This is a genomic window from Caballeronia sp. LjRoot34 (genome assembly GCF_964253815.1).
Taxonomy (GTDB): domain Bacteria; phylum Pseudomonadota; class Gammaproteobacteria; order Burkholderiales; family Burkholderiaceae; genus Caballeronia.
In genome coordinates this window covers 344,937-362,542 of sequence record NZ_CAXUSB020000002.1, presented here as the reverse complement: position 1 = coordinate 362,542, position 17,606 = coordinate 344,937, and the positions used below count along the sequence as shown (strand labels likewise).

The following is a 17,606-nucleotide window of genomic DNA, read 5'->3' as shown; positions in this document are numbered from 1 at the left end:
AGTCCGGCAGCGGTTTTGTGCGCGTTCCGGCGGTTTTCTTCACACCTGATCGGGCGAGCGGTTAGCATCTTGGCTCCGATGCTCGCCTTCGGGCGCCGCATTTATCATCGATAAAAAGGTTCTACCGCATGAAAACGCAACGCCTCGCCGCCGCCGTGGTTCTCTCCGTCGCCGCCTTCGCCCTGAGTGCCTGCGCGACCCAATACGATTCGCTGATCAAGACGGTGCCCGTCGGCTCAGGAACGTCGCATCTCGCCACGCTGCCGTTCGTTGCATGCGTGAAGGCGAAATGGGCCACGCGGCCGCTGAAGATCGGCGAATACTCGCCGAACGCGGACGGCGACGTGATCACCGTACACGGCGCGAACGGGCAGACCATGTTGCTGATCGACGCGGAACCGTCGGGGAACGGCACGGGATATACGATTTACGGCGATATCGTCAGCGCGTCGGCGTACGTGGCCGACGCCCACAAGTGCGACTAAACGACGCACAGTACGATCAGCCCGCACCGCCCTTGAGATCGGTGTAAGCCTGGTGCGTACCCACGATGCGCCCAATCAGATAACCATCCGACGCGCACGCATTCACCCGCTGGTCGCCGTTCCATACGATCTTGTACTGCTCGTCCTGCAAACGGATGGCTGAGGGATCGAACTGAGGCTGCGGCGCACCGGTGGTCTTGCCGCCGTCGCGCGCCTGTTCCATCACGAGGCGATTCCACGTGTAGGCATAACCGTACTGGACACCGTCGGCGAAGGCGTCGAGATCGCAGACCTGCCGGGGTGGCGTAATGGAGACTTCGGTCCGGTAGCCGCTGGGACCGCCAACCTGAATCCGTTGTGCGCCTGGAGCGCCGGAAGAATCGACCTGTGCGGAACGTCTCGGGGCGGGTTGCGGTTTGGCGGCGGCGACCTGCGCGGTGGGTGGTGGCGGCAGTGCGCTGGTGGCGCCGCCAGCGGGAGGCAGGGGCGCGCAGGCGCCAAGAACGAGAATCGATGCGGCGAGGGAAACGCCTAGAACCTTCAGATGGGTGGTAAAAATCACGCTTTTGCTGTCCGTCTCAAAATAAACCGAGCCCTACCTTAACATTTTGAGACGGAGGCGGAGATTGCGTCGCTTTTGGGAAAGATGAGCGAATGGCGACGGCGTTGGGAAAAACGGAGGTCGTACCGGTGCGGAAATATGGAATCGCCCCGGTTCGCACAACAAAAAGGCCGCCTGCGCGATGCGAAGCGGCCTTTTAAACCAGCGTCTGTCGTCAGTTGCTTCAGTTACATCAAGTGCTTCAGCTAGCCAACGGTCAAACCCCCTCCTCCAGCACCAGCAAATTCTCATGCGAGAACCCGAGCGCCACGGGTTGTCCGCGTTCCGGCAAGCGCCGGTTCGGGTCGTTGAATACATCGAGTGAAATCACGGACTGATCCACGCGTGTCCTGATCCGCACCACCGCGCCGAGGAAATTGACCTCCTCCACCGTCGCCGCAAGCGTATTGCGCCCGTTCGCCGGCGCTTCCAGCACGATTGCCTCGGGCCGGACCGCGAGCATGCGCTGCTTGCCGGCATCGGCGGAATTGAGCGCGTGCGAGGTCCGCAATTCCTGGCCGCCGACCACGATCTTCCCGCTCGCCGGATCCACCACCTGTCCCGACAGCAGGTTCAACGTTCCGACAAACGACGCCACGAAACGCGTACGCGGAAAGTTATAAATCTCCGACGGCGTGCCGATCTGCTCCACGCGCCCCTCGTTCATCACCACGATACGGTCGGAAATCGACAGCGCCTCCTCCTGATCGTGCGTCACGAAAATCGAAGTAATGCCGAGCTCGCGCTGCAAGCTGCGAATGTCCTCACGCAACGAGACGCGAATCTTGGCATCGAGAGCGGACAGGGGTTCGTCGAGCAACAGTACCTGCGGTTTATTGGCCAACGCCCGTGCGAGCGCCACCCGTTGCTGCTGACCACCGGACATCTGCCACGGATACCGGTCGGCAAGCTGAGGCAGCTTGATCAGCTCGAGCATTTCCTTCACCCGCGCCTTGATCTCGGCCTGCGGGCGCCCCAACACCTTCAACCCGAAGCCGATGTTATCCGCCACCGTCATGTTCGGAAACAGCGCGTATGACTGGAATACCATGCCGACCTTGCGTTGCCGCGTGCGCACATGGGTGACGTCGCGACCGGCGAGCTTGATCGTGCCGCGCGTGGGCGTTTCGAAGCCGGCGATCATTCGCAGCACCGTCGTCTTGCCGCAACCCGAGGGTCCAAGGAAGGTGATGAATTCGCCGCGCTCGATTTGCATATCGAACTGATGCAGCACGGTGTTGGTGCCGAACGTCTTGGAAAGGTTTTCGATCTCGAGAAGTGCCATGACAAGCCTGCCCTTTAAATTTTTTGTCCGGCGAGAGCGCGCGCCGAGCCGAAGACCTGAATAAGCCCCATCGAGGCCCACGTAATAGCGAACGCGATGATTGCAAGCGCCGAAGGTTCATACGCCCGGTTCGCGCCAATCAACTGCAGATACGGCCCGAACGCGGGACGGTTGAGCAAGCTCGCCAGCGTGAATTCGCCGATCACCACCGCGAACGTCAGGAACGCGCCCGACAGGATCCCGGAACGCACGTTCGGAAAGATGATCTTGAAGAGGATGGTCGGCCAGTTCGCGCCCAGGCATTCGGCCGCTTCGGTCAGCGAGCGGACATCGACGGCGCGCAGGCCGGCATCGACCGAGCGGTACATGTAGGGCAAACACAGCGTGACATAACCGCAGATCAGCAGGAAGTCGGTCGCGCGCTCGTTGCCGGTAAGCGGCAGGAACGAACTGCTGTTGTAGATATGCAGATAGCCGAACACGATCACGATAGCCGGTATCACCAGCGGCAGCAGCGTGATGAATTCGATCAGCGGACGCAGCTTCGGCAAGCGCAACTGCACCCAGTAGGCGGTCGGCACAACCAGCAGCACCCCAAGCACGATAGCGAACACGCCCATCATGATGGAGTAGCCGAACGACGCCTGGAAATGCGGATCGGAGAGGACGACGCGGTAGGCATCGAAGCTGTATTCATCGCGACGCATCTTCAGACTGAACTCCACCGTTGCCGCCAGCGGCAGCAGGAAGTACAGCGCGCCGATGACCATCGCGATCCACGCGCCCGCCCGCGTCTGGGCCCGAACCTTGTTGGCCGGTACCGGAGTGACTGTGGTGACGGTGCTCATCGACGACCCCTTTCAGCGCGTGAGCGCAACCAGATATAACCGCCGTTGGACAAGCCGGTCACGAGGACCATGCCGAGCGCGAGCGCATAACCAAGATTTTCGTTGTGCAGCACGTCGCCGCGAATCTGCGCGTACAGCACGATCGGCACGATATTGAGCGAGCTGCCGGTAAGCGCATAAGCCGTCGCCACCGCGCCGAACGCATTGGCGAAGAGCAGCAGCGTGGCGCCGAGCACGCTCGGCCAGAGCACCGGCAACGCGACGAACATCCAGTAGTGGTACGCGCTGCCACCAAGACAATCGCAGGCTTCACGCCATTCGCGCTTCAGGCCGTCGAGCGCCGGCGTGATGATGAGAACCATCAGTGGAATCTGGAAGTACAGGTAGGTCAGCGTCAGCCCCGTGAAGCTCAGGATGCTGAAGCCCGTGGAATACAGGTTGATGCCCACATACTTCTTCAGCAGCACCGTAACGAGCCCGACGCGCCCGAGCGTGCAGATAAACGCAAACGCGAGCGGCACGCCCGCGAAGTTCGACGCCACGCCGGAGAACGTCATCAGGGTCGGGCGAATCCATACAGGCAGCTTGCCCTGCACGGCGGCCCACGCCAGCAGGAGCCCGAGCACGCCGCCGCCCAGTGCCGACGCCGCGCTGACCTTGAAGCTGATCCAGTACGCGTCGAGCACGCTGGGCTGCAGCAACTGGCGGAAATTCTCAAGCGTGAAATGGCCTTGCGGGTCCTGGAACGCGCCGACCATCAGCCACGCGGTGGGCAGCAGCAGGAACAAGACGGCAAACGCGAAAAACGGTAAGACGCCGAGATAATTCCACGCGGGCGACACGCGTCGCGCCGCCTTCATGCCGGGGCCGAGCGACGGGTTCGACTGTTCCGCGCGCTCCTCATGTCCGGACATGGGCGTGGCGATCTTCGATGAAGTGCTCATGATGTCGCTCTCGACTGACAGGCCGCGCTGGGGACCAGGCACAAAGCGCGAGCCGGAAGGGTAGCCGGACCTCAGGTCCGGCTACCCGTGCACTACGTTACTTCGTACGACTACTGCATGTGACTAATTCAAGCAGTTACTTCACGTTGGCGCCGACTACCTGATCCCATTGCTTCGTGATGAGCGCCTTCGAAGCGTTTTGTTCGTCGAGCGTCGGGAACACCACGTTCTTGTAGGCCGATGGCGGCGGCAGCTTGGCGAGCAGCGCTGCCGGGATCTTCTTGTTCGCTTCGAGGTCCTTGAAGCGGATAGGATGGCAGTAGCCGGTGAGCCAGCCAATCTGGCCTTCGTCCGAATACAGATATTCCATCCACAGCTTGGCCGCGTTCGGGTGCGGAGCGTAAGCGCTGATGCCCTGCACGTAGACGCCGGCCACGACGCCGGTCTTCGGCACGACCACCGCCACCTTCGGATTACCCTTCAGCGTATCGCGATCCGCCAGCGCGTTGTAGTCCCAGCGCACGATGATCGGCGTGGTGCCTTGCGCCAACGACGCCGCCTTGCCGATCACCGGCACGAAGTTGCCGTTCTTGTTCAGCGTGCTGAAGAAGCTCAGGCCCGCAGCGCCGGCCTTCGATGCATCGCCCTTGCTTTGCGACAACCCGGCTGCGTAGACGGCTTGAATGGCCTGGTTAGCCGAGCGCGGATCACCCGCGAGTGCAACGGCGTTCTTGTAGTCGGGCTTGAGCAGATCGGGCCAGTCGGTCGGGACCTTGTCGATCATGTCGGTGTTCACTTCAAACGACAGCACGCCGTAGTAATCGCCGTACCAATAGCCATCCTTCTCCTTGGCCGAATCCGGAATCGACGCCCAGGTCGACACCTTGTAAGGCTGCAGCAAGCCGGCGGCCTGCGCCGTCGGTCCAAACGACAAACCGACGTCGATCACGTCCGGTGCCTGCGGTCCCGTATTGCCCTTGTTCGCCTTGATGGCTTCGACTTCGTCACCCGAACCAGCATCCGGATTCAGCTCGTTCACCGTGATGCCGTATTTCGCCTTGAAGCCCTCGATCAGCGCGCCATAACCGCACCAGTCGTGCGGCAATGCGATCGTGGTCAACTGGCCTTCCTTCTTCGCAGCAGCGATGAGCGATGCCGGCGGCGCCGCCACGGCCTGCCCCGCGACCGCGGTCAGCGCGGCGATAGCTGCCGTAATGGATGCCTTGCCGCTCAAGCGGCGAAATGTGGTGGTCACTCGCAACCCGTCTTGATTCATGGTGTTTCCATCCTCTGCCTGCGTGCTTACGTTTTTGGAAAGTTGCGTGCTGCGTGCATGCTGCATAGTCCGAAACTTGTTTTTAGTGCGCACTCACATCTGGCGCGCACGCGACTCTGGCGGCCAAATGTTTAAGAACAATGACGACGGTGAAAAAGACAGCAATCCAGGACTGTTTTCAGGCACTGCGGAAGACCCAAGGGAACTATCCGCGAGTGTGACGGAGAGACTAAGTTCAAATACCCAAATTCGCAAGTATCCAAAAAAATGCAACCTCGGCAGCGCCAGTTCTTGTTAATCTTTCAACTGGGTTTTCGGGTAACACGTGGCGCTCGACAACTAATTAATATTGGCGACACACGGGCGACACATAGTCCGTTCACAAGACTTAAGGCTGCTGAACTGGATCGGCGGCCATGTTGCTTCTAGTCATTTTCTATTCGTTTTCACCAGTACCCACTCGACTTCAACGCTCAGGAATACAGCATGTGGCAGGAAGATCGGCATCAGAGAATTCGCGCGCTGCTTGCCACGCTTGAACGCGTGTCGACCGAACGCATCATGGCCGAACTCGGTGTGTCGCGCGAGACGGTCCGGCGCGATCTGGTAGATCTGGAAGCACTAGGTGAACTGCGGCGCGTGCATGGCGGCGTGACGCGCCCGGCAGACGAAGCACCGATCGCCGAGCGCAGCCACACGCACGTCAAGTCGAAGAACGCCATTGCACGCGCAGCGACCGCCTTGGTCAGCAGTGGACAAACCCTGTTCATCGATGCCGGCACGACCACCGCCATCCTAGCCGAAGAACTCGCCAAGCTGGCCAACCTGACCATCATCACGAACTCGATAGACGTCGCCCAGAAGATGCGGGCAACCGGCGAAAAGACCGAGTCAAGTAACGAGATCATCCTGCTCGGCGGCTCGATCAGCGACCGGGCATTCGCCACAGTGGGCGGCACGACTGTCTCCGAAATTCTCAGGTACCGCGCCGACGTGGCCCTGCTCTCGCCCGTCGCCATCGACCACCGGCATGGCGCAACCAACTTCGATCACGCTGAAACCGAGGTGGCCCGTGCCATGGTCGCGCATGCCGACCGGGTAGTGATCCTCGCTGACTACAGCAAGATCGGACAGTGCAGCAGAATCGCGTTCTGCCCGATCAATCGCGTGGATACGCTGATCACCAACAAGAAAGGCGCCGAAGGTCCGGCGCTGCTTTCATTGCGCAAGAAGCTGCCGCAAGTCATTCTCGCCTAGCGTTTTAAACGCTGTCGTTACCGTAGGTTGCGTCGAGCACGCGGCGGCGCAGCCGTGTGTCGCGCAATGCACCGGCAGCGTCGAGTACCGGGTAGGCCGTCGAGCAAAACAGCGAGTTGAGGCGCTTGAGGTCGCTGATGATGTCGAGATGCAGCGCGCTGGTCTCGATGCTGCGCGCGCTCTGCCCGGCAAGCCGGTCCAGGTGCGCGTACGAATAACTGCGTTCGAGATCACGGAACCGTTCTTTCTCTGCCAGCAAGCGCTCGGCGCTGCGCAAGTCGCTATTGAGAAACACGCTCAGGCCCAGTTGAAGATTGAGGATCAGGCGCGCGTGCAGGTCCTCCAGTTCGCTTAAGCCCTCCGGCGAAAACGCCAGCCGGTGCATGATCTTCTTCTCCTGGATGTTGGTCACCACGCGCTCGATGATGTCGCCCGCATGTTCCAGGTTGATCGTCAACGTAATGATGTCGGTCCAGCGGCGGCTATCCGCTTCGTCGAGTTGCTCGCGTGAGATGCGCGCCAGATAGGTCTTTACCGCCGCATAGAGCTGATCGACGTCGTCGTCCATGCGGATGGTCGAGCGGGCCTTGACCGGGTCGTTGGCCCGCATCAGGTCGAGCAGGTTGTCGAGCATGGTGCGGATGATGTCGCCGATCCTCAGCGCTTCGCGCGCGGCATTCGCCAGCGCGAGCGTGGGCGTGGAGAGCGCGACGGGATCGAGATACAACGGCCGCAGTTCCGGGTTCGCTTCGGGCCGGTCCGGCAGCAGCCGGTAACACAGGCGCGAGACCGGATCGATCAGCGGCATGCACGAGACACAGCGCACCATGTTGTAGACGAGATGGAATGTGATCACTGCCTCGCGCGGATACGGGATCACTGCGCCAATTCCCTGCGCGATCCACGGGGCGAACGGCAGCACGATCAACGCGCCGGCCAGCTTGAAAAGCACACTGCCGAGCGAGAGGCGCCGGCCGGCGGGGTTTTGTCCCAGTGTGCCAATCACCGCAAGCAGACCGCTGCCCAGGTTCGCACCGATCACGAGACACACCGCCACCTTCAGCGAAATCACGCCCGACGACGCCAGCGTCGCAGTCAGCAGGACCGCTGCAAGACTGGAGTAGGAAATCATGGCGAAGGCCGCGCCGACCAGCGTGTCGAGCATGGAGTCGCCCGTCAGCGCACCGAACATGATCTTCACACCCTCGCCCTGCATCACGGGCTGGGCGGCCTCCACAATCAGGTGCAGAGCCAGCAGGATCAGCCCCAGCCCGATGACCGTGCGCCCCACCTGGCCCGTGCGTGTCTGTTTGAACGACAGGAACGCGATCACGCCGCCGAGCAACAGGATAGGGGACAGCCACGAGAGATCGAGTGTGAGCACGCGCGACATCAGCGCCGTGCCGACGTCCGCGCCGAGCATGATCGCCAGTCCCGGTGCGAGCGGCAGCAGGCCTTGCGCCGCGAACGACGAAGCCAGCACCGCGGTCGCGTTGCTGCTCTGGACCAGGCTTGTTACGCACAAGCCCGCGCCGAACGCCCGAAAACGGCTGTTCGCACTGCGTCCCAGCACGCGCCTCAGCTCGGCGCCGAAGACCCGCAGGATGCCGGTCCGGACAATGTGCGTGCCCCATACCAGCAACGCCACGCCCGACAGAATATTCAAGAGAATCAACATGAGGCTACGTCCGTTGTTCGTTCCGACTGTACTGCCATTCGTGCCATGATGCCACGCAAATGAGTTGTACAATTTTGCTTTGTTGTAGTTTTGGGTATTTAAAGTTACGATCGAATCGTGTTGGGTGACCTGCACCGGACGGGTATGGTCTGGCGCACTTTCTACCGGTAATCAAGGGTTTAATCGAGGGCTGTGGGATGAGTCGTACTCTGGCGCTGTTCGATCTGGATCACACGTTGCTGCCGCTGGATAGCGATCAGTCGTGGGCACGCTTCTACGCCACGCTGGGTTTCGAGGGCAGTGCCGACCATGCGGAGGAAATCGACGCGTACTATCAGCAATACGTCGCCGGCACGCTCGACATGGACGAGTATCTGGGCCTGACGCTCGCCCCGCTCGCCCGTCATCCGCGAGCGCAACTTGACGCGTGGCATGCAACCTTCATGAAGACGGTGATCGAACCGGCCATCCGCCCTGAAGCGCTTGCGTTGCTGCGCCGTCATCTTGACGCGGGGCACTTGTGCTGCATCGTTACCGCGACCAATGCGTTCATTACTGCACCCATCGCGAAGGCGCTGGGCGTTGAACATTTGCTGGCAATCGACCTCGGCACTGAAGGTGATGATCCGCTCGGGCGTTACACCGGTCGCTCGGTGGGGGTGGTGACTTTCCGTGAAGGCAAGATTGTTCGCACCGAGCAATGGTTGGCGTCCCAGGGATTGAAACTGGCGGATTTCGAAGCGAGCTATTTCTATAGCGATTCTGTCAATGACGTGCCGTTGATGGAGCGTGTCACCCATCCGGTCGCAACCAATCCCGATGCGAAATTGCGGGTGATTGCTGCAGAGCGCAACTGGCCGGTCATGGAGTTATTCACTTAGGGGTTTGGTTTTCGTTCGCACTCGGGGGGGCGGGGTTGGGTTTGCGGGGGGTTGGTCAGGGTCAGGTTCTAGGGTTAGCGGTCGGGGTTGATGCCGGGTTGGTGCTTTCGGCCTTAGTGGTCTGCGAGAGTCGGATTTTCTCTTTATCACTGTTAGCCACTGTGCGTGGCGGCACGTCATTTCTTTGTCCAAAGCGACAAAGAAACGAAGCAAAGAAAGCGCTTTAACCGCTCTACCCTAAGTGTCCACAGCGTGCAGTTTTGATTCATGGGTGCCCCAAAAGCACGGTGCTCGCCAGAGCCACGGATGTGTGAAACCCTCCTTCTCCGAACACCGATACCCACACGCTTCGCCACCAGTGATTGAACCTGCCCAAGGAGCACCCCGCGCTATCCGCGGATAACCTCCCTCCAACTTTGTGCGCATAACGAACCACATCGCTAATCCACCAAGAAACAGAGCCGCGCGGATGCATGAGGCCGTAGCCGGCGAAAAGAAATGTGCATGCTGCGCAATAGCCCACCAAACATGAAGCCGTAAGTATGCGTTCGGCCGTATAGCCCACCAAAAAAACAGCGCACGCTTGACCAACGCTCCAAGAAAGGCGGCAGCGAATACGCGTGAGGCCGTGCTGGTCCCTCGGCAAATGTGCTTGCCCGAGAGCGTACGGGGCGAAGCGTGTTCGTGTCAGGATTCGCGAGAAGGAGGGGTTCACACATCCGTGGCTCTGGCGAGCACCGTGCTTTTGGGGCACCTATGAATCAAAACTGCACGCTGTGGACACTTAGGGTAGCGTGGTTTGAAAGCGTTTTCTTTGCTTCGTTTCTTTGTCGCTTTGGACAAAGAAATGACGTGCCGCCACGCACAGTGGCTAATAGTGATAAAGAGAATATCCGACTCTCGCAGACCACTAACGCCGAAAGCACCAACCCGGCATTGACCCCGACCGCTAACGCCGGAACCAGGCACCCCGGCATAAACCCCGACCACTTAACCGCCTAAACCCAACCCCGCCCCAAGCCCCACCCGCGCCAGCAAACCCTCCCGCCCTATTCTCCAAACCCCACACATGGCGTAGCATCCGCCCATTCCTCCGACAAACATAAACAACGAGACATGGCCCTGATCGCGCGCAATCTGCTTGGCATCGCCGTACTGCTGCTCATCGCTTTCATCTTCTCCACCAATCGCCGCGGCATTCGCCTGCGCACCGTCGTGCCCGCGTTGCTGGCGCAAGTCGGCATCGGCGCGTTCATCCTGTTCGTGCCCTTCGGCAAAAGCGTGCTCTCCGCTGCGGCAGCAGGAGTCAACCACGTACTCGCCTACGGCAACGCAGGCATCGAATTCCTGTTCGGCGGTCTCGTTCAATCGAAGATGTTCGAACTCTTCGGCAACGGCGGTTTCGTCTTCGCCGTTCGCGTGCTGCCCGCCATCATCTTCGTGACCGCATTGATCTCGGTGCTCTATTACCTCGGCATCATGCGCTGGATCGTGATCGTGCTCGGCACGATCTTCCAGAAGCTGCTCGGGGTGTCGAAGATCGAATCGTTCTCGGCCGTCACCACCATCTTCCTGGGTCAAAGCGAAATGCCGGCAGTCGTAAAGCCGTTCGTGCGCGACATGACCAACGCGGAACTGTTCGCCGTGATGTCGAGCGGTATGGCGGCAGTCGCCGGTTCGGTGCTCGCGGGATATGCGGGCCTTGGCGTGAAGGTCGAATACCTGCTCGCTGCATCATTCATGGCTGTGCCGGGCGGACTGCTGTTCGCCAAGATCATCCACCCCACGAGCGAAGCCAGTCGCGTCACGCTCGAGAACCTAAGCTTCGACGAAAAACGCCCGGCAAACGTGATCGAAGCGGCCAGTTCCGGTGCAACCGTCGGCCTGAAGATCGCGGTCATGGTCGGCGCCATGCTGATTGCGTTCGTCGGCCTGATCGCGTTGCTCAACGGGATTGTGGGTGGCATCGGCGGCTGGTTCGGCGACCCCAATGTATCGATGCAATCCGTGCTCGGCGCCGTGTTCTCGCCGCTCGCGTATCTGATCGGCGTGCCCTGGGATCAGGCCGCGCTCGCGGGCAACTTCCTCGGTCAGAAACTCATTCTCAACGAGTTCGTGGCCTACGCGTCGCTGTCTCCGTATTTGAAGGACTCCGCCAGCGTCGCCGCGGCTGGATTGCAGGTGCTCGATCCGCGTACCATAGCGATCTTGTCTTTCGCGCTGTGCGGCTTCGCGAACTTCTCGTCGATCGCCGTGCTCACCGGCAGCTTCAGCGCGGTTGCGCCGGAACGCCGCGCGGAAGTGGCACGCTACGGCCTGCGCGTCGTGCTCGCCGCCACACTCTCGAACCTGATGAGCGCGACGATCGCAGGCATGTTCCTGACGCTGAACTAAGGAGAAAATCATGACAATGGACGAGTTGCTCGAGCGCGCGAAGAACGCGCGCGAACGCGCTTACGCACCCTATTCAAGGTTCAAGGTCGGCGCAGCCTTGCTCACAAAAGACGGCAGCGTATTCGATGGCTGCAACGTCGAGAATGCATCGTATGGACTGTGCAATTGTGCGGAACGTACGGCGTTTTTCAGCGCGATTGCCGCAGGTTACGCGCGTGATCAATTTGCAGCGCTCGCCGTCATCGGCGACACGGACGGGCCCATTGCGCCCTGCGGCGCGTGCCGTCAGGTGATCATTGAACTGGGCGGCCCCGAGTTGAGCATTCGCCTCGGCAATCTCAATGGCGCGATCCGCGACACTACCGCCCGCGAACAACTGCCCGACGCGTTCTACCTATGACAATCCACAAGGTCATCTACGACACCGATCCGGGTGTCGACGACGCCATGGCGCTCGTGTTCCAGGCGCTGCATCCCGAGATCGAACTGCTTGGCATCACGAGCGTGTTCGGCAACGCGACCATAGAAACGACCACGGCTAACGCGCTCTACCTGCGCTCGCGTTTTGCACCCGGCGTGCCGGTGGCGCGCGGCGCGGCGGCGCCGTTGCATCGCCTGCCACCTGCGCCGCTCGGCTGGATTCACGGCGACAACGGTCTTGGCAATATCGAACTGGGCCAGCCCGCCGATACAACGCTCGACGCGCGCCCCGCGCATCAGTTCATGATCGATACGGTTCGCGCGTTTCCCGGTGAAGTGACGCTGATCGCGGTCGGTCCTTTGACGAATCTGGCGCACGCGCTGAAAGCCGACCCGGGTATCGCCGGGCTGGTGAAGCAGGTTGTCATCATGGGCGGCGCGTTCGGTACGGCCGGCGTGCTTGGCAACGTGTCGCCAGCAGCCGAAGCCAACATCCTGTGCGACCCCGATGCAGCGGATCTCGTGCTCGGCGCGGCGTGGCCGGTCACGCTCGTCGGTCTCGACGTCACGCAAAACACGATCATGCCGAACCCATGGCTTGCATCGATTCGCGATGGCGCAGGCGAGGCCGGCCGTTTTGTGTGGGACGTATCGCGGCATTACGCGCAGTTCCACCAGGACAGCGCCGGACTCGAAGGCATCTATGTCCACGATTCATCGGCGGTGGCGTACGTGCTGGCTCCGCATCTCTATACGGTGCGCAAGGGTCCCGTGCGTGTGCTCACCAGCGGTATCGCGACCGGTCAGACGATACAGAAACCGTCGACCATGCGCGTGCCCGCGCCGGACTGGGATGACCGTCCGGCGCAGTCGGTCTGCATTGGCGTGGACGCAGCCGGCATGCTCGAGTTGTATAAAAACACCTTGTTCAAGGCGCTTTAGCCGCCCAGTCTTGCACCTAGCCACGCGCGCAAGGCCTCGACTTCTTCAGCACAGACCGAATGCTGCATCGGGTAGGTATGCCATTCCAGCTTGCAACCATGCGCGAGCGCGAAGTCGCGGCCTTGAATAGCCAACTCGATCGGCAGCACAGGGTCTTGCGTGCCATGTGCGGCGAAGATAGGCGTGTCGCGATTCGCCTCGCTGAACGCCGCATCAATCAAACCAGGCGACGGCACGTAACCGGACAGCACGATCAGTCCCGCGAGTTTCTCGGGATGCGTGAGCCCCGCCGTATAGGTCATTGCTCCGCCTTGCGAAAAACCTGCCAGGAAGATCTTCGAAGTCGGAATACCGCGCTCGTTCTCACGCGTGATCAGTTCGCGAATCCGTTCGCACGACGCCTTCAGGCCAGCTTCATCGACCCGGCGGTTCACGCCTTCGAACGACAAAATGTCGTACCACGCCCGCATCACATAACCGTTGTTGCCGGTAACCGGCATTTCGGTGGCGTTCGGAAAGACGAAACGCACAGCGGGCAGATCGCCCAGGCGCAGCTCGGGCACCAGCGGGATGAAGTCGTTGGCATCGGCGCCCAGGCCGTGCATCAGGATCACGGCGAACTCGGGATTCGGCGCGGTTTCCACGTCGATGGTGGTGAGCAAAGCGGTCATTGACTGGACTCCGGTTTCAGATGGTTTTAGATAATAGGGACGAGAACAAGGATGATGCCGAAAAGCGAAACGAGCCATACAAGCGAGCGCAGAAATGGAACTCCAGCCGCATACAAGGGCAGGTAGACCACGCGCGCGACGATGTACAACCACGCGCCCCACAACGTCAGCGTGCCTTCGCGGCCGGCCGTATGCGCGATCAGGATGGCGATGGCGAATACGGGCAAGGTCTCGAACAGGTTGTTCTGGGCACGCATCAAACGGCCAGTCACCTTGCCGACGGGCGGTCCCGGCTGGTCACGCGGTCCGCCGTTATGTCCCAGGCCCGTTTCGCGGCTGCGCACCACCGACGGCAGCAGCACCTGGATAAGGGCAAGGACAAGTGTCCAGGCGAGTATATGAAGTTCGGTTGTCATGGGAAATGTCAGTTTGATTGGGAAGCGATGTGCGAAGCCGGAATCATCATGCCATCATTGATACACCGCGTAGCCTTGGGACTTCACTCATGCAAACACTTCCGGTGCGCCTTATGCCCGGCGACGACCTGCGTGTTGCGCTTGAAACAATCGCGCGGGACCAGGCCATCGGCGCCGCGTTCGTGATGCAGGGCATCGGCAGCCTGAGCGTGGCGAACTTGCGTTACTCGGGCATCGACCAGCCGACCCGGCTCACCGGTGACCTCGAAATCCTGACGCTGGCCGGCTCACTTTCAGCCGACGGCGCGCATCTTCACATGGCGGTCTCGAACGCCGAAGGCCGCGTGGTCGGCGGCCATGTATCGGCGGGATGCATAGTGCGGACGACGGCGGAAATCCTGATCGTTTGTTTGGACGGCGTCCGCTTCTCACGCGATCTGGATCCGCGTACCGGCTTTCCCGAACTATCGATACACCCTCAGGACTGATGTCGCGACGGCCCTGGCCCCGGCCAATACCGGCGCGCCAATTCGATGCTCAAGTTACACGTCACCAGCCTGACTGTTCCCAGCGTAAAGCCTGCCAGCACATCGCTTGCGAAATGGGGTATCCGGGATAATGCGTGGAAACGGGTCCCACTTTCAAGTTCCGGATACCCACATCGTTACGCCGTCACCAATACTCAACAGCCCTCCGAAGAGGGCTGTTTTTTTGCTTTTTTCAATAGCTTATAGTGCAGCAAGTTCAGAATAAATGATTGCTTATAGGCTATCATATTGAAATTATTTGATGCGTCATAGGGCAGCAAAAAACTGGCTATAGCTGCACTATAAGCTATCTAATATTTTCAATATGCTTGCCTATGAGCTATCATTTCAAGGTTTTTAGTTAGCCTATAGGCAAACAAATGAATTCGAGAATGAACCAACTCAGGCTTGAACAAGTCCAGACATCGGTCGAAGCGTATGCGGATCTGGCGAAGCGCCGCGCGCCGCCTCGGGGCTGGTTGAAGCTCATTCGAGAATCATTGGGGCTGACTGAGCGGCAGCAGGCCGAGCGCCTGGGTATCTCTGCGCCGACTTTGCACAAGTCAGAGCAAGCGGAAGCGGATGAACGAATCACGCTTGGGCAATTGCGTAAGCTGGCAGAGGGGCTGGACTGCGAGATGGTCTATGCTTTAGTGCCCCGGAAGCCACTCACGCAAGTGGTCGCGGAGCGGGCGCGCGCCATTGCGCTGCAAGAGGTCGGCGGGGTAGCGCACACCATGAGTTTGGAGGACCAGCGCCCGACTACAGCCCGCCTTCGCAAACAGGTTGAGCAGCGAGCCGAAGAGTTGCTTCGGGGTCGATGGTCTGCACTATGGCGATAGATTTTGATGAACAGGAGGGGCAAACGCCTCTCGACCCCGACGAAATCGCCGGATTAAAGCCAACGCACCTGACCACAAAGGGTGAGCTTAACGACTGGGAGCAGGAGAACATCCTGGCGTCGGTGACATGGCTTCGCCGTGCCCGTCAGCCAGACGTGCTCAGTGAGGATTTCTGCCGCACCCTGCACAAAAAAATGTTCGACAAGACCTGGGCCTGGGCCGGCACATTCCGGAAGTCCGATAAAAACATCGGATGTGATTGGACGCAGGTGAGTGTCAAGCTGCGAAATCTTTTCGACAATGTGCGCTACTGGATTGAGAATAAAATCTTCCCGCCGGATGAAATAGCGGCCCGATTTCACCGTGAGCTGGTCTGGATTCACCCCTTTCCAAACGGCAATGGCCGACACTCACGGATGATGGCTGATGCACTTTTGCGCAGCATGAAAGAGCCTCATTTTCCGTGGGGTGGTGGAGGCACGCTCGTCAATGCCGACAACGCTCGCGCGCTATATCTAACTGCACTGCGTGCCGCGGACAAAGGTGACTACACGTTGCTGCTTGCCTTCGTTCGCAGCACGGCTTAAGGTCAACGAGCGAATGTCATTGAAGAACGCGCTCGCGGGTAGAGGCCGCGGAGGTGCATCAGAAAGCCGCTGGTTTTCGAAACAATCAAGGCAAGTGGACGGGCAGCGTAATGACGCGGCTGAATCCCCTTTCCCGTCACCCTAATTTCCGGCTTTGGTCAGCCGTGGGGACCTGAACCGAGACCTCACAGTAGAACCCGTTTCCACACCTTATTCCGAATACCCGCGACATGTACGCGCAGGAACACGCGGCTGCTTGCGGTCGTGACAACAATAAGCTGTGGCGTTGTACAAGCTACCCTGCACCCCATACCACGACCATTGCAAGAACGAGAGACGCCACGAACAACATCAGTGCATGGTCACCGGCCACGTGCGATTCCTCAAACAAGCGGGTGTACCGCACTTCGATCTATTTCATAAAAGCGTCGCTAATGGAGTCTTGAGCGACTCGCTATCCAGGTCGAGTTCGTGCTGCATGATGGGTTCAAACGATGCGCTCGCCTGATTGAAATCCCAGCGCGCAACAATCGCACGGCGTGCGCCCGTATGCGACGCATCGTAGTCAATCACGTTCACCGAATTGGGCACGTTCCCGCGCACGCGCGAAGACAACGAGGTTCCCGCTTGCACGGCCCACATCGGATGCGGCAAGTCCTTGTTCGCAACATGCAGCGGCACCACATACGGAAGATGGATATGACCGCCCAGGATCAGATCCACGCCCGCTTGCGACCAGCGTTCAATCGCATGTTCGCGGCCGTGCAACAGGTTCCTGATGTCTTTGGCACGCGCAGCCACAACAGGCTGATGTGTAACGACAACCCGCAATTGCCGTGCCGTCGCTTGTTCGAATCGGCGGACCACGCGCTCCACTTGCTGAGCCGATACTTCGCCATCCTTACGACGATACGCCCGCGTAGTATTCACGCCAATTACCAACAGTTCCGCCGATTCGAAGACAGGTTCGAGATCGTCTCCAAACACGCGCTGATAATTGGCATAGGGGTGTGCAACGCGCGCGAATATGTTGAACAGCGGAATGTCATGATTGCCCGGCACGACAACAAAAGGCGTTGCACCGAACGTATCGACGAACGCCCGCGCGGCGCTGAATTGCGCACGCCTGGCGCGCTGCGTAATGTCGCCGGACATGACAACGAGATCGGGTTGCAACGTATTGGCGAGACGTAGCAACGCTGCAGCGACCGGTGGTTGTTCGGTGCCAAAGTGAGGATCTGAAATCTGGAGCAGCAGGGTCATGAGCGATTAACATTGGCCACGCCCGCCTCGGGCTTGAGCAGGAATAGCGGCTCCGGGGCGACGCGAAATTCGAGCGGCGTGGTGATCGAGTTTATCTTGCCATGGGTCGCAACTTTCACAGGCTGTTGACGTTTAGAGGGATGAGTGACCGTGATGCGCCTGAATGCGAAACTGATCACGTTGTCCGCGTCGCTGATCCGGCCTGCCGCGCCCCGCAGCGTGAGGCCAAGTTAACGGCGCACCCGCAGCAATGACACGCGGCGCATGGCCAGTGGAACCGATAACCTAA

19 protein-coding genes are annotated in these 17,606 nt (G+C 60.1%); 9 read left to right on the top strand and 10 right to left on the bottom strand.

The window, feature by feature from the left end; translation table 11 throughout:
• Positions 1 to 128 precede the first annotated feature (128 nt).
• Positions 129 to 485 carry a hypothetical protein gene (locus ACSQ36_RS21105; RefSeq protein WP_436183444.1) on the top strand — a complete coding sequence of 119 codons (357 nt, stop codon included), beginning with the start codon at positions 129 to 131 and terminating at the stop codon, positions 483 to 485.
• A gap of 16 nt (positions 486 to 501) precedes the next feature.
• Here the strand turns inward: ACSQ36_RS21105 and ACSQ36_RS21100 are convergent, their stop codons facing one another.
• The 5 genes from ACSQ36_RS21100 to ACSQ36_RS21080 all read right to left on the bottom strand — a co-directional run bounded on the left by ACSQ36_RS21100 (position 502) and on the right by ACSQ36_RS21080 (position 5,439).
• The gene (locus ACSQ36_RS21100; protein ID WP_436183443.1) at positions 502 to 1,047 is read right to left on the bottom strand and encodes a hypothetical protein; all 546 of its coding nucleotides are present in this window, start codon (positions 1,045 to 1,047) and stop codon (positions 502 to 504) included.
• A 256-nt stretch (positions 1,048 to 1,303) separates the two neighbouring features.
• Positions 1,304 to 2,371, bottom strand: a complete 1,068-nt coding sequence (locus ACSQ36_RS21095) for an ABC transporter ATP-binding protein (protein WP_436183442.1) — start codon at positions 2,369 to 2,371, stop codon at positions 1,304 to 1,306.
• A gap of 14 nt (positions 2,372 to 2,385) precedes the next feature.
• Complete coding sequence (locus ACSQ36_RS21090) at positions 2,386 to 3,219, bottom strand: ABC transporter permease (protein WP_436183441.1); 834 nt, start codon at positions 3,217 to 3,219, stop codon at positions 2,386 to 2,388.
• Positions 3,216 to 4,079: an ABC transporter permease gene (locus ACSQ36_RS21085; protein ID WP_231937196.1), complete on the bottom strand. Its 864-nt coding sequence runs from the start codon at positions 4,077 to 4,079 to the stop codon at positions 3,216 to 3,218. The genes ACSQ36_RS21090 and ACSQ36_RS21085 overlap by 4 nt, the downstream gene beginning before the upstream one ends.
• Positions 4,080 to 4,299: 220 nt before the next feature.
• Positions 4,300 to 5,439 carry an ABC transporter substrate-binding protein gene (locus ACSQ36_RS21080; RefSeq protein WP_213764395.1) on the bottom strand — a complete coding sequence of 380 codons (1,140 nt, stop codon included), beginning with the start codon at positions 5,437 to 5,439 and terminating at the stop codon, positions 4,300 to 4,302.
• A gap of 486 nt (positions 5,440 to 5,925) precedes the next feature.
• On the opposite strand from ACSQ36_RS21080, the gene ACSQ36_RS21075 reads away from it, so the two are divergent.
• The gene (locus ACSQ36_RS21075; RefSeq protein WP_436183440.1) at positions 5,926 to 6,696 is read left to right on the top strand and encodes a DeoR/GlpR family DNA-binding transcription regulator; all 771 of its coding nucleotides are present in this window, start codon (positions 5,926 to 5,928) and stop codon (positions 6,694 to 6,696) included.
• Positions 6,697 to 6,700: 4 nt separating this feature from the next.
• Here the strand turns inward: ACSQ36_RS21075 and ACSQ36_RS21070 are convergent, their stop codons facing one another.
• Positions 6,701 to 8,374 carry a Na/Pi cotransporter family protein gene (locus tag ACSQ36_RS21070; protein ID WP_436183439.1) on the bottom strand — a complete coding sequence of 558 codons (1,674 nt, stop codon included), beginning with the start codon at positions 8,372 to 8,374 and terminating at the stop codon, positions 6,701 to 6,703.
• A gap of 197 nt (positions 8,375 to 8,571) precedes the next feature.
• On the opposite strand from ACSQ36_RS21070, the gene ACSQ36_RS21065 reads away from it, so the two are divergent.
• From ACSQ36_RS21065 to ACSQ36_RS21050, 4 genes are all read left to right on the top strand, one after another.
• Positions 8,572 to 9,255 (top strand): HAD family hydrolase, encoded by a 684-nt coding sequence (locus ACSQ36_RS21065; RefSeq protein WP_436183438.1) that lies wholly within the window; start codon positions 8,572 to 8,574, stop codon positions 9,253 to 9,255.
• A gap of 1,116 nt (positions 9,256 to 10,371) precedes the next feature.
• A complete protein-coding gene (locus ACSQ36_RS21060) occupies positions 10,372 to 11,649 on the top strand; it encodes a NupC/NupG family nucleoside CNT transporter (RefSeq protein ID WP_436183437.1) in 1,278 nt (425 codons plus the stop codon).
• A 10-nt stretch (positions 11,650 to 11,659) separates the two neighbouring features.
• Positions 11,660 to 12,049: a cytidine deaminase gene (locus ACSQ36_RS21055; protein ID WP_213768027.1), complete on the top strand. Its 390-nt coding sequence runs from the start codon at positions 11,660 to 11,662 to the stop codon at positions 12,047 to 12,049.
• On the top strand, positions 12,046 to 13,011 hold the full coding sequence (locus ACSQ36_RS21050; protein ID WP_436183436.1) for a nucleoside hydrolase: 966 nt from the start codon (positions 12,046 to 12,048) through the stop codon (positions 13,009 to 13,011). The genes ACSQ36_RS21055 and ACSQ36_RS21050 overlap by 4 nt, the downstream gene beginning before the upstream one ends.
• Here ACSQ36_RS21050 and ACSQ36_RS21045 read toward each other — a convergent pair.
• Together ACSQ36_RS21045 and ACSQ36_RS21040 are read right to left on the bottom strand one after the other, a co-directional pair.
• Entirely contained in the window at positions 13,008 to 13,682 is a 675-nt protein-coding gene (locus ACSQ36_RS21045) for an alpha/beta hydrolase (RefSeq protein WP_436183435.1), read from the bottom strand. The two genes, ACSQ36_RS21050 and ACSQ36_RS21045, sit on opposite strands and share 4 nt — an antisense overlap.
• Before the next feature lie 26 nt (positions 13,683 to 13,708).
• On the bottom strand, positions 13,709 to 14,098 hold the full coding sequence (locus ACSQ36_RS21040) for an MAPEG family protein (protein WP_436183434.1): 390 nt from the start codon (positions 14,096 to 14,098) through the stop codon (positions 13,709 to 13,711).
• 89 nt (positions 14,099 to 14,187) lie between these two features.
• On the opposite strand from ACSQ36_RS21040, the gene ACSQ36_RS21035 reads away from it, so the two are divergent.
• The 3 genes from ACSQ36_RS21035 to ACSQ36_RS21025 all read left to right on the top strand — a co-directional run bounded on the left by ACSQ36_RS21035 (position 14,188) and on the right by ACSQ36_RS21025 (position 16,054).
• Positions 14,188 to 14,586: a PPC domain-containing DNA-binding protein gene (locus tag ACSQ36_RS21035; RefSeq protein WP_436183433.1), complete on the top strand. Its 399-nt coding sequence runs from the start codon at positions 14,188 to 14,190 to the stop codon at positions 14,584 to 14,586.
• A 431-nt stretch (positions 14,587 to 15,017) separates the two neighbouring features.
• Positions 15,018 to 15,467, top strand: a complete 450-nt coding sequence (locus ACSQ36_RS21030) for a mobile mystery protein A (RefSeq protein ID WP_436183432.1) — start codon at positions 15,018 to 15,020, stop codon at positions 15,465 to 15,467.
• The gene (locus tag ACSQ36_RS21025; protein ID WP_436183431.1) at positions 15,458 to 16,054 is read left to right on the top strand and encodes a mobile mystery protein B; all 597 of its coding nucleotides are present in this window, start codon (positions 15,458 to 15,460) and stop codon (positions 16,052 to 16,054) included. Before ACSQ36_RS21030 ends, ACSQ36_RS21025 begins: the two co-directional genes overlap by 10 nt.
• Before the next feature lie 417 nt (positions 16,055 to 16,471).
• Here ACSQ36_RS21025 and ACSQ36_RS21020 read toward each other — a convergent pair whose 3' ends face one another.
• Positions 16,472 to 17,317 (bottom strand): metallophosphoesterase family protein, encoded by an 846-nt coding sequence (locus ACSQ36_RS21020; RefSeq protein WP_436183430.1) that lies wholly within the window; start codon positions 17,315 to 17,317, stop codon positions 16,472 to 16,474.
• Positions 17,314 to 17,496: a hypothetical protein gene (locus ACSQ36_RS21015; protein ID WP_436183429.1), complete on the bottom strand. Its 183-nt coding sequence runs from the start codon at positions 17,494 to 17,496 to the stop codon at positions 17,314 to 17,316. The genes ACSQ36_RS21020 and ACSQ36_RS21015 overlap by 4 nt, the downstream gene beginning before the upstream one ends.
• Positions 17,497 to 17,606 lie beyond the last annotated feature (110 nt).

Coding starts and splice junctions, on each gene's coding strand:
- ACSQ36_RS21040 (WP_436183434.1), bottom strand. CDS start 14,098: ATGACAACCGAACTTCATATACTCGCCTGGACACTTGTCCTTGCCCTT.
- ACSQ36_RS21025 (WP_436183431.1), top strand. CDS start 15,458: ATGGCGATAGATTTTGATGAACAGGAGGGGCAAACGCCTCTCGACCCC.
- ACSQ36_RS21045 (WP_436183435.1), bottom strand. CDS start 13,682: ATGACCGCTTTGCTCACCACCATCGACGTGGAAACCGCGCCGAATCCC.
- ACSQ36_RS21055 (WP_213768027.1), top strand. CDS start 11,660: ATGACAATGGACGAGTTGCTCGAGCGCGCGAAGAACGCGCGCGAACGC.
- ACSQ36_RS21080 (WP_213764395.1), bottom strand. CDS start 5,439: ATGAATCAAGACGGGTTGCGAGTGACCACCACATTTCGCCGCTTGAGC.
- ACSQ36_RS21020 (WP_436183430.1), bottom strand. CDS start 17,317: ATGACCCTGCTGCTCCAGATTTCAGATCCTCACTTTGGCACCGAACAA.
- ACSQ36_RS21065 (WP_436183438.1), top strand. CDS start 8,572: ATGAGTCGTACTCTGGCGCTGTTCGATCTGGATCACACGTTGCTGCCG.
- ACSQ36_RS21030 (WP_436183432.1), top strand. CDS start 15,018: ATGAACCAACTCAGGCTTGAACAAGTCCAGACATCGGTCGAAGCGTAT.
- ACSQ36_RS21060 (WP_436183437.1), top strand. CDS start 10,372: ATGGCCCTGATCGCGCGCAATCTGCTTGGCATCGCCGTACTGCTGCTC.
- ACSQ36_RS21085 (WP_231937196.1), bottom strand. CDS start 4,079: ATGAAGGCGGCGCGACGCGTGTCGCCCGCGTGGAATTATCTCGGCGTC.
- ACSQ36_RS21105 (WP_436183444.1), top strand. CDS start 129: ATGAAAACGCAACGCCTCGCCGCCGCCGTGGTTCTCTCCGTCGCCGCC.
- ACSQ36_RS21050 (WP_436183436.1), top strand. CDS start 12,046: ATGACAATCCACAAGGTCATCTACGACACCGATCCGGGTGTCGACGAC.
- ACSQ36_RS21075 (WP_436183440.1), top strand. CDS start 5,926: ATGTGGCAGGAAGATCGGCATCAGAGAATTCGCGCGCTGCTTGCCACG.
- ACSQ36_RS21070 (WP_436183439.1), bottom strand. CDS start 8,374: ATGTTGATTCTCTTGAATATTCTGTCGGGCGTGGCGTTGCTGGTATGG.
- ACSQ36_RS21095 (WP_436183442.1), bottom strand. CDS start 2,371: ATGGCACTTCTCGAGATCGAAAACCTTTCCAAGACGTTCGGCACCAAC.
- ACSQ36_RS21035 (WP_436183433.1), top strand. CDS start 14,188: ATGCAAACACTTCCGGTGCGCCTTATGCCCGGCGACGACCTGCGTGTT.
- ACSQ36_RS21090 (WP_436183441.1), bottom strand. CDS start 3,219: ATGAGCACCGTCACCACAGTCACTCCGGTACCGGCCAACAAGGTTCGG.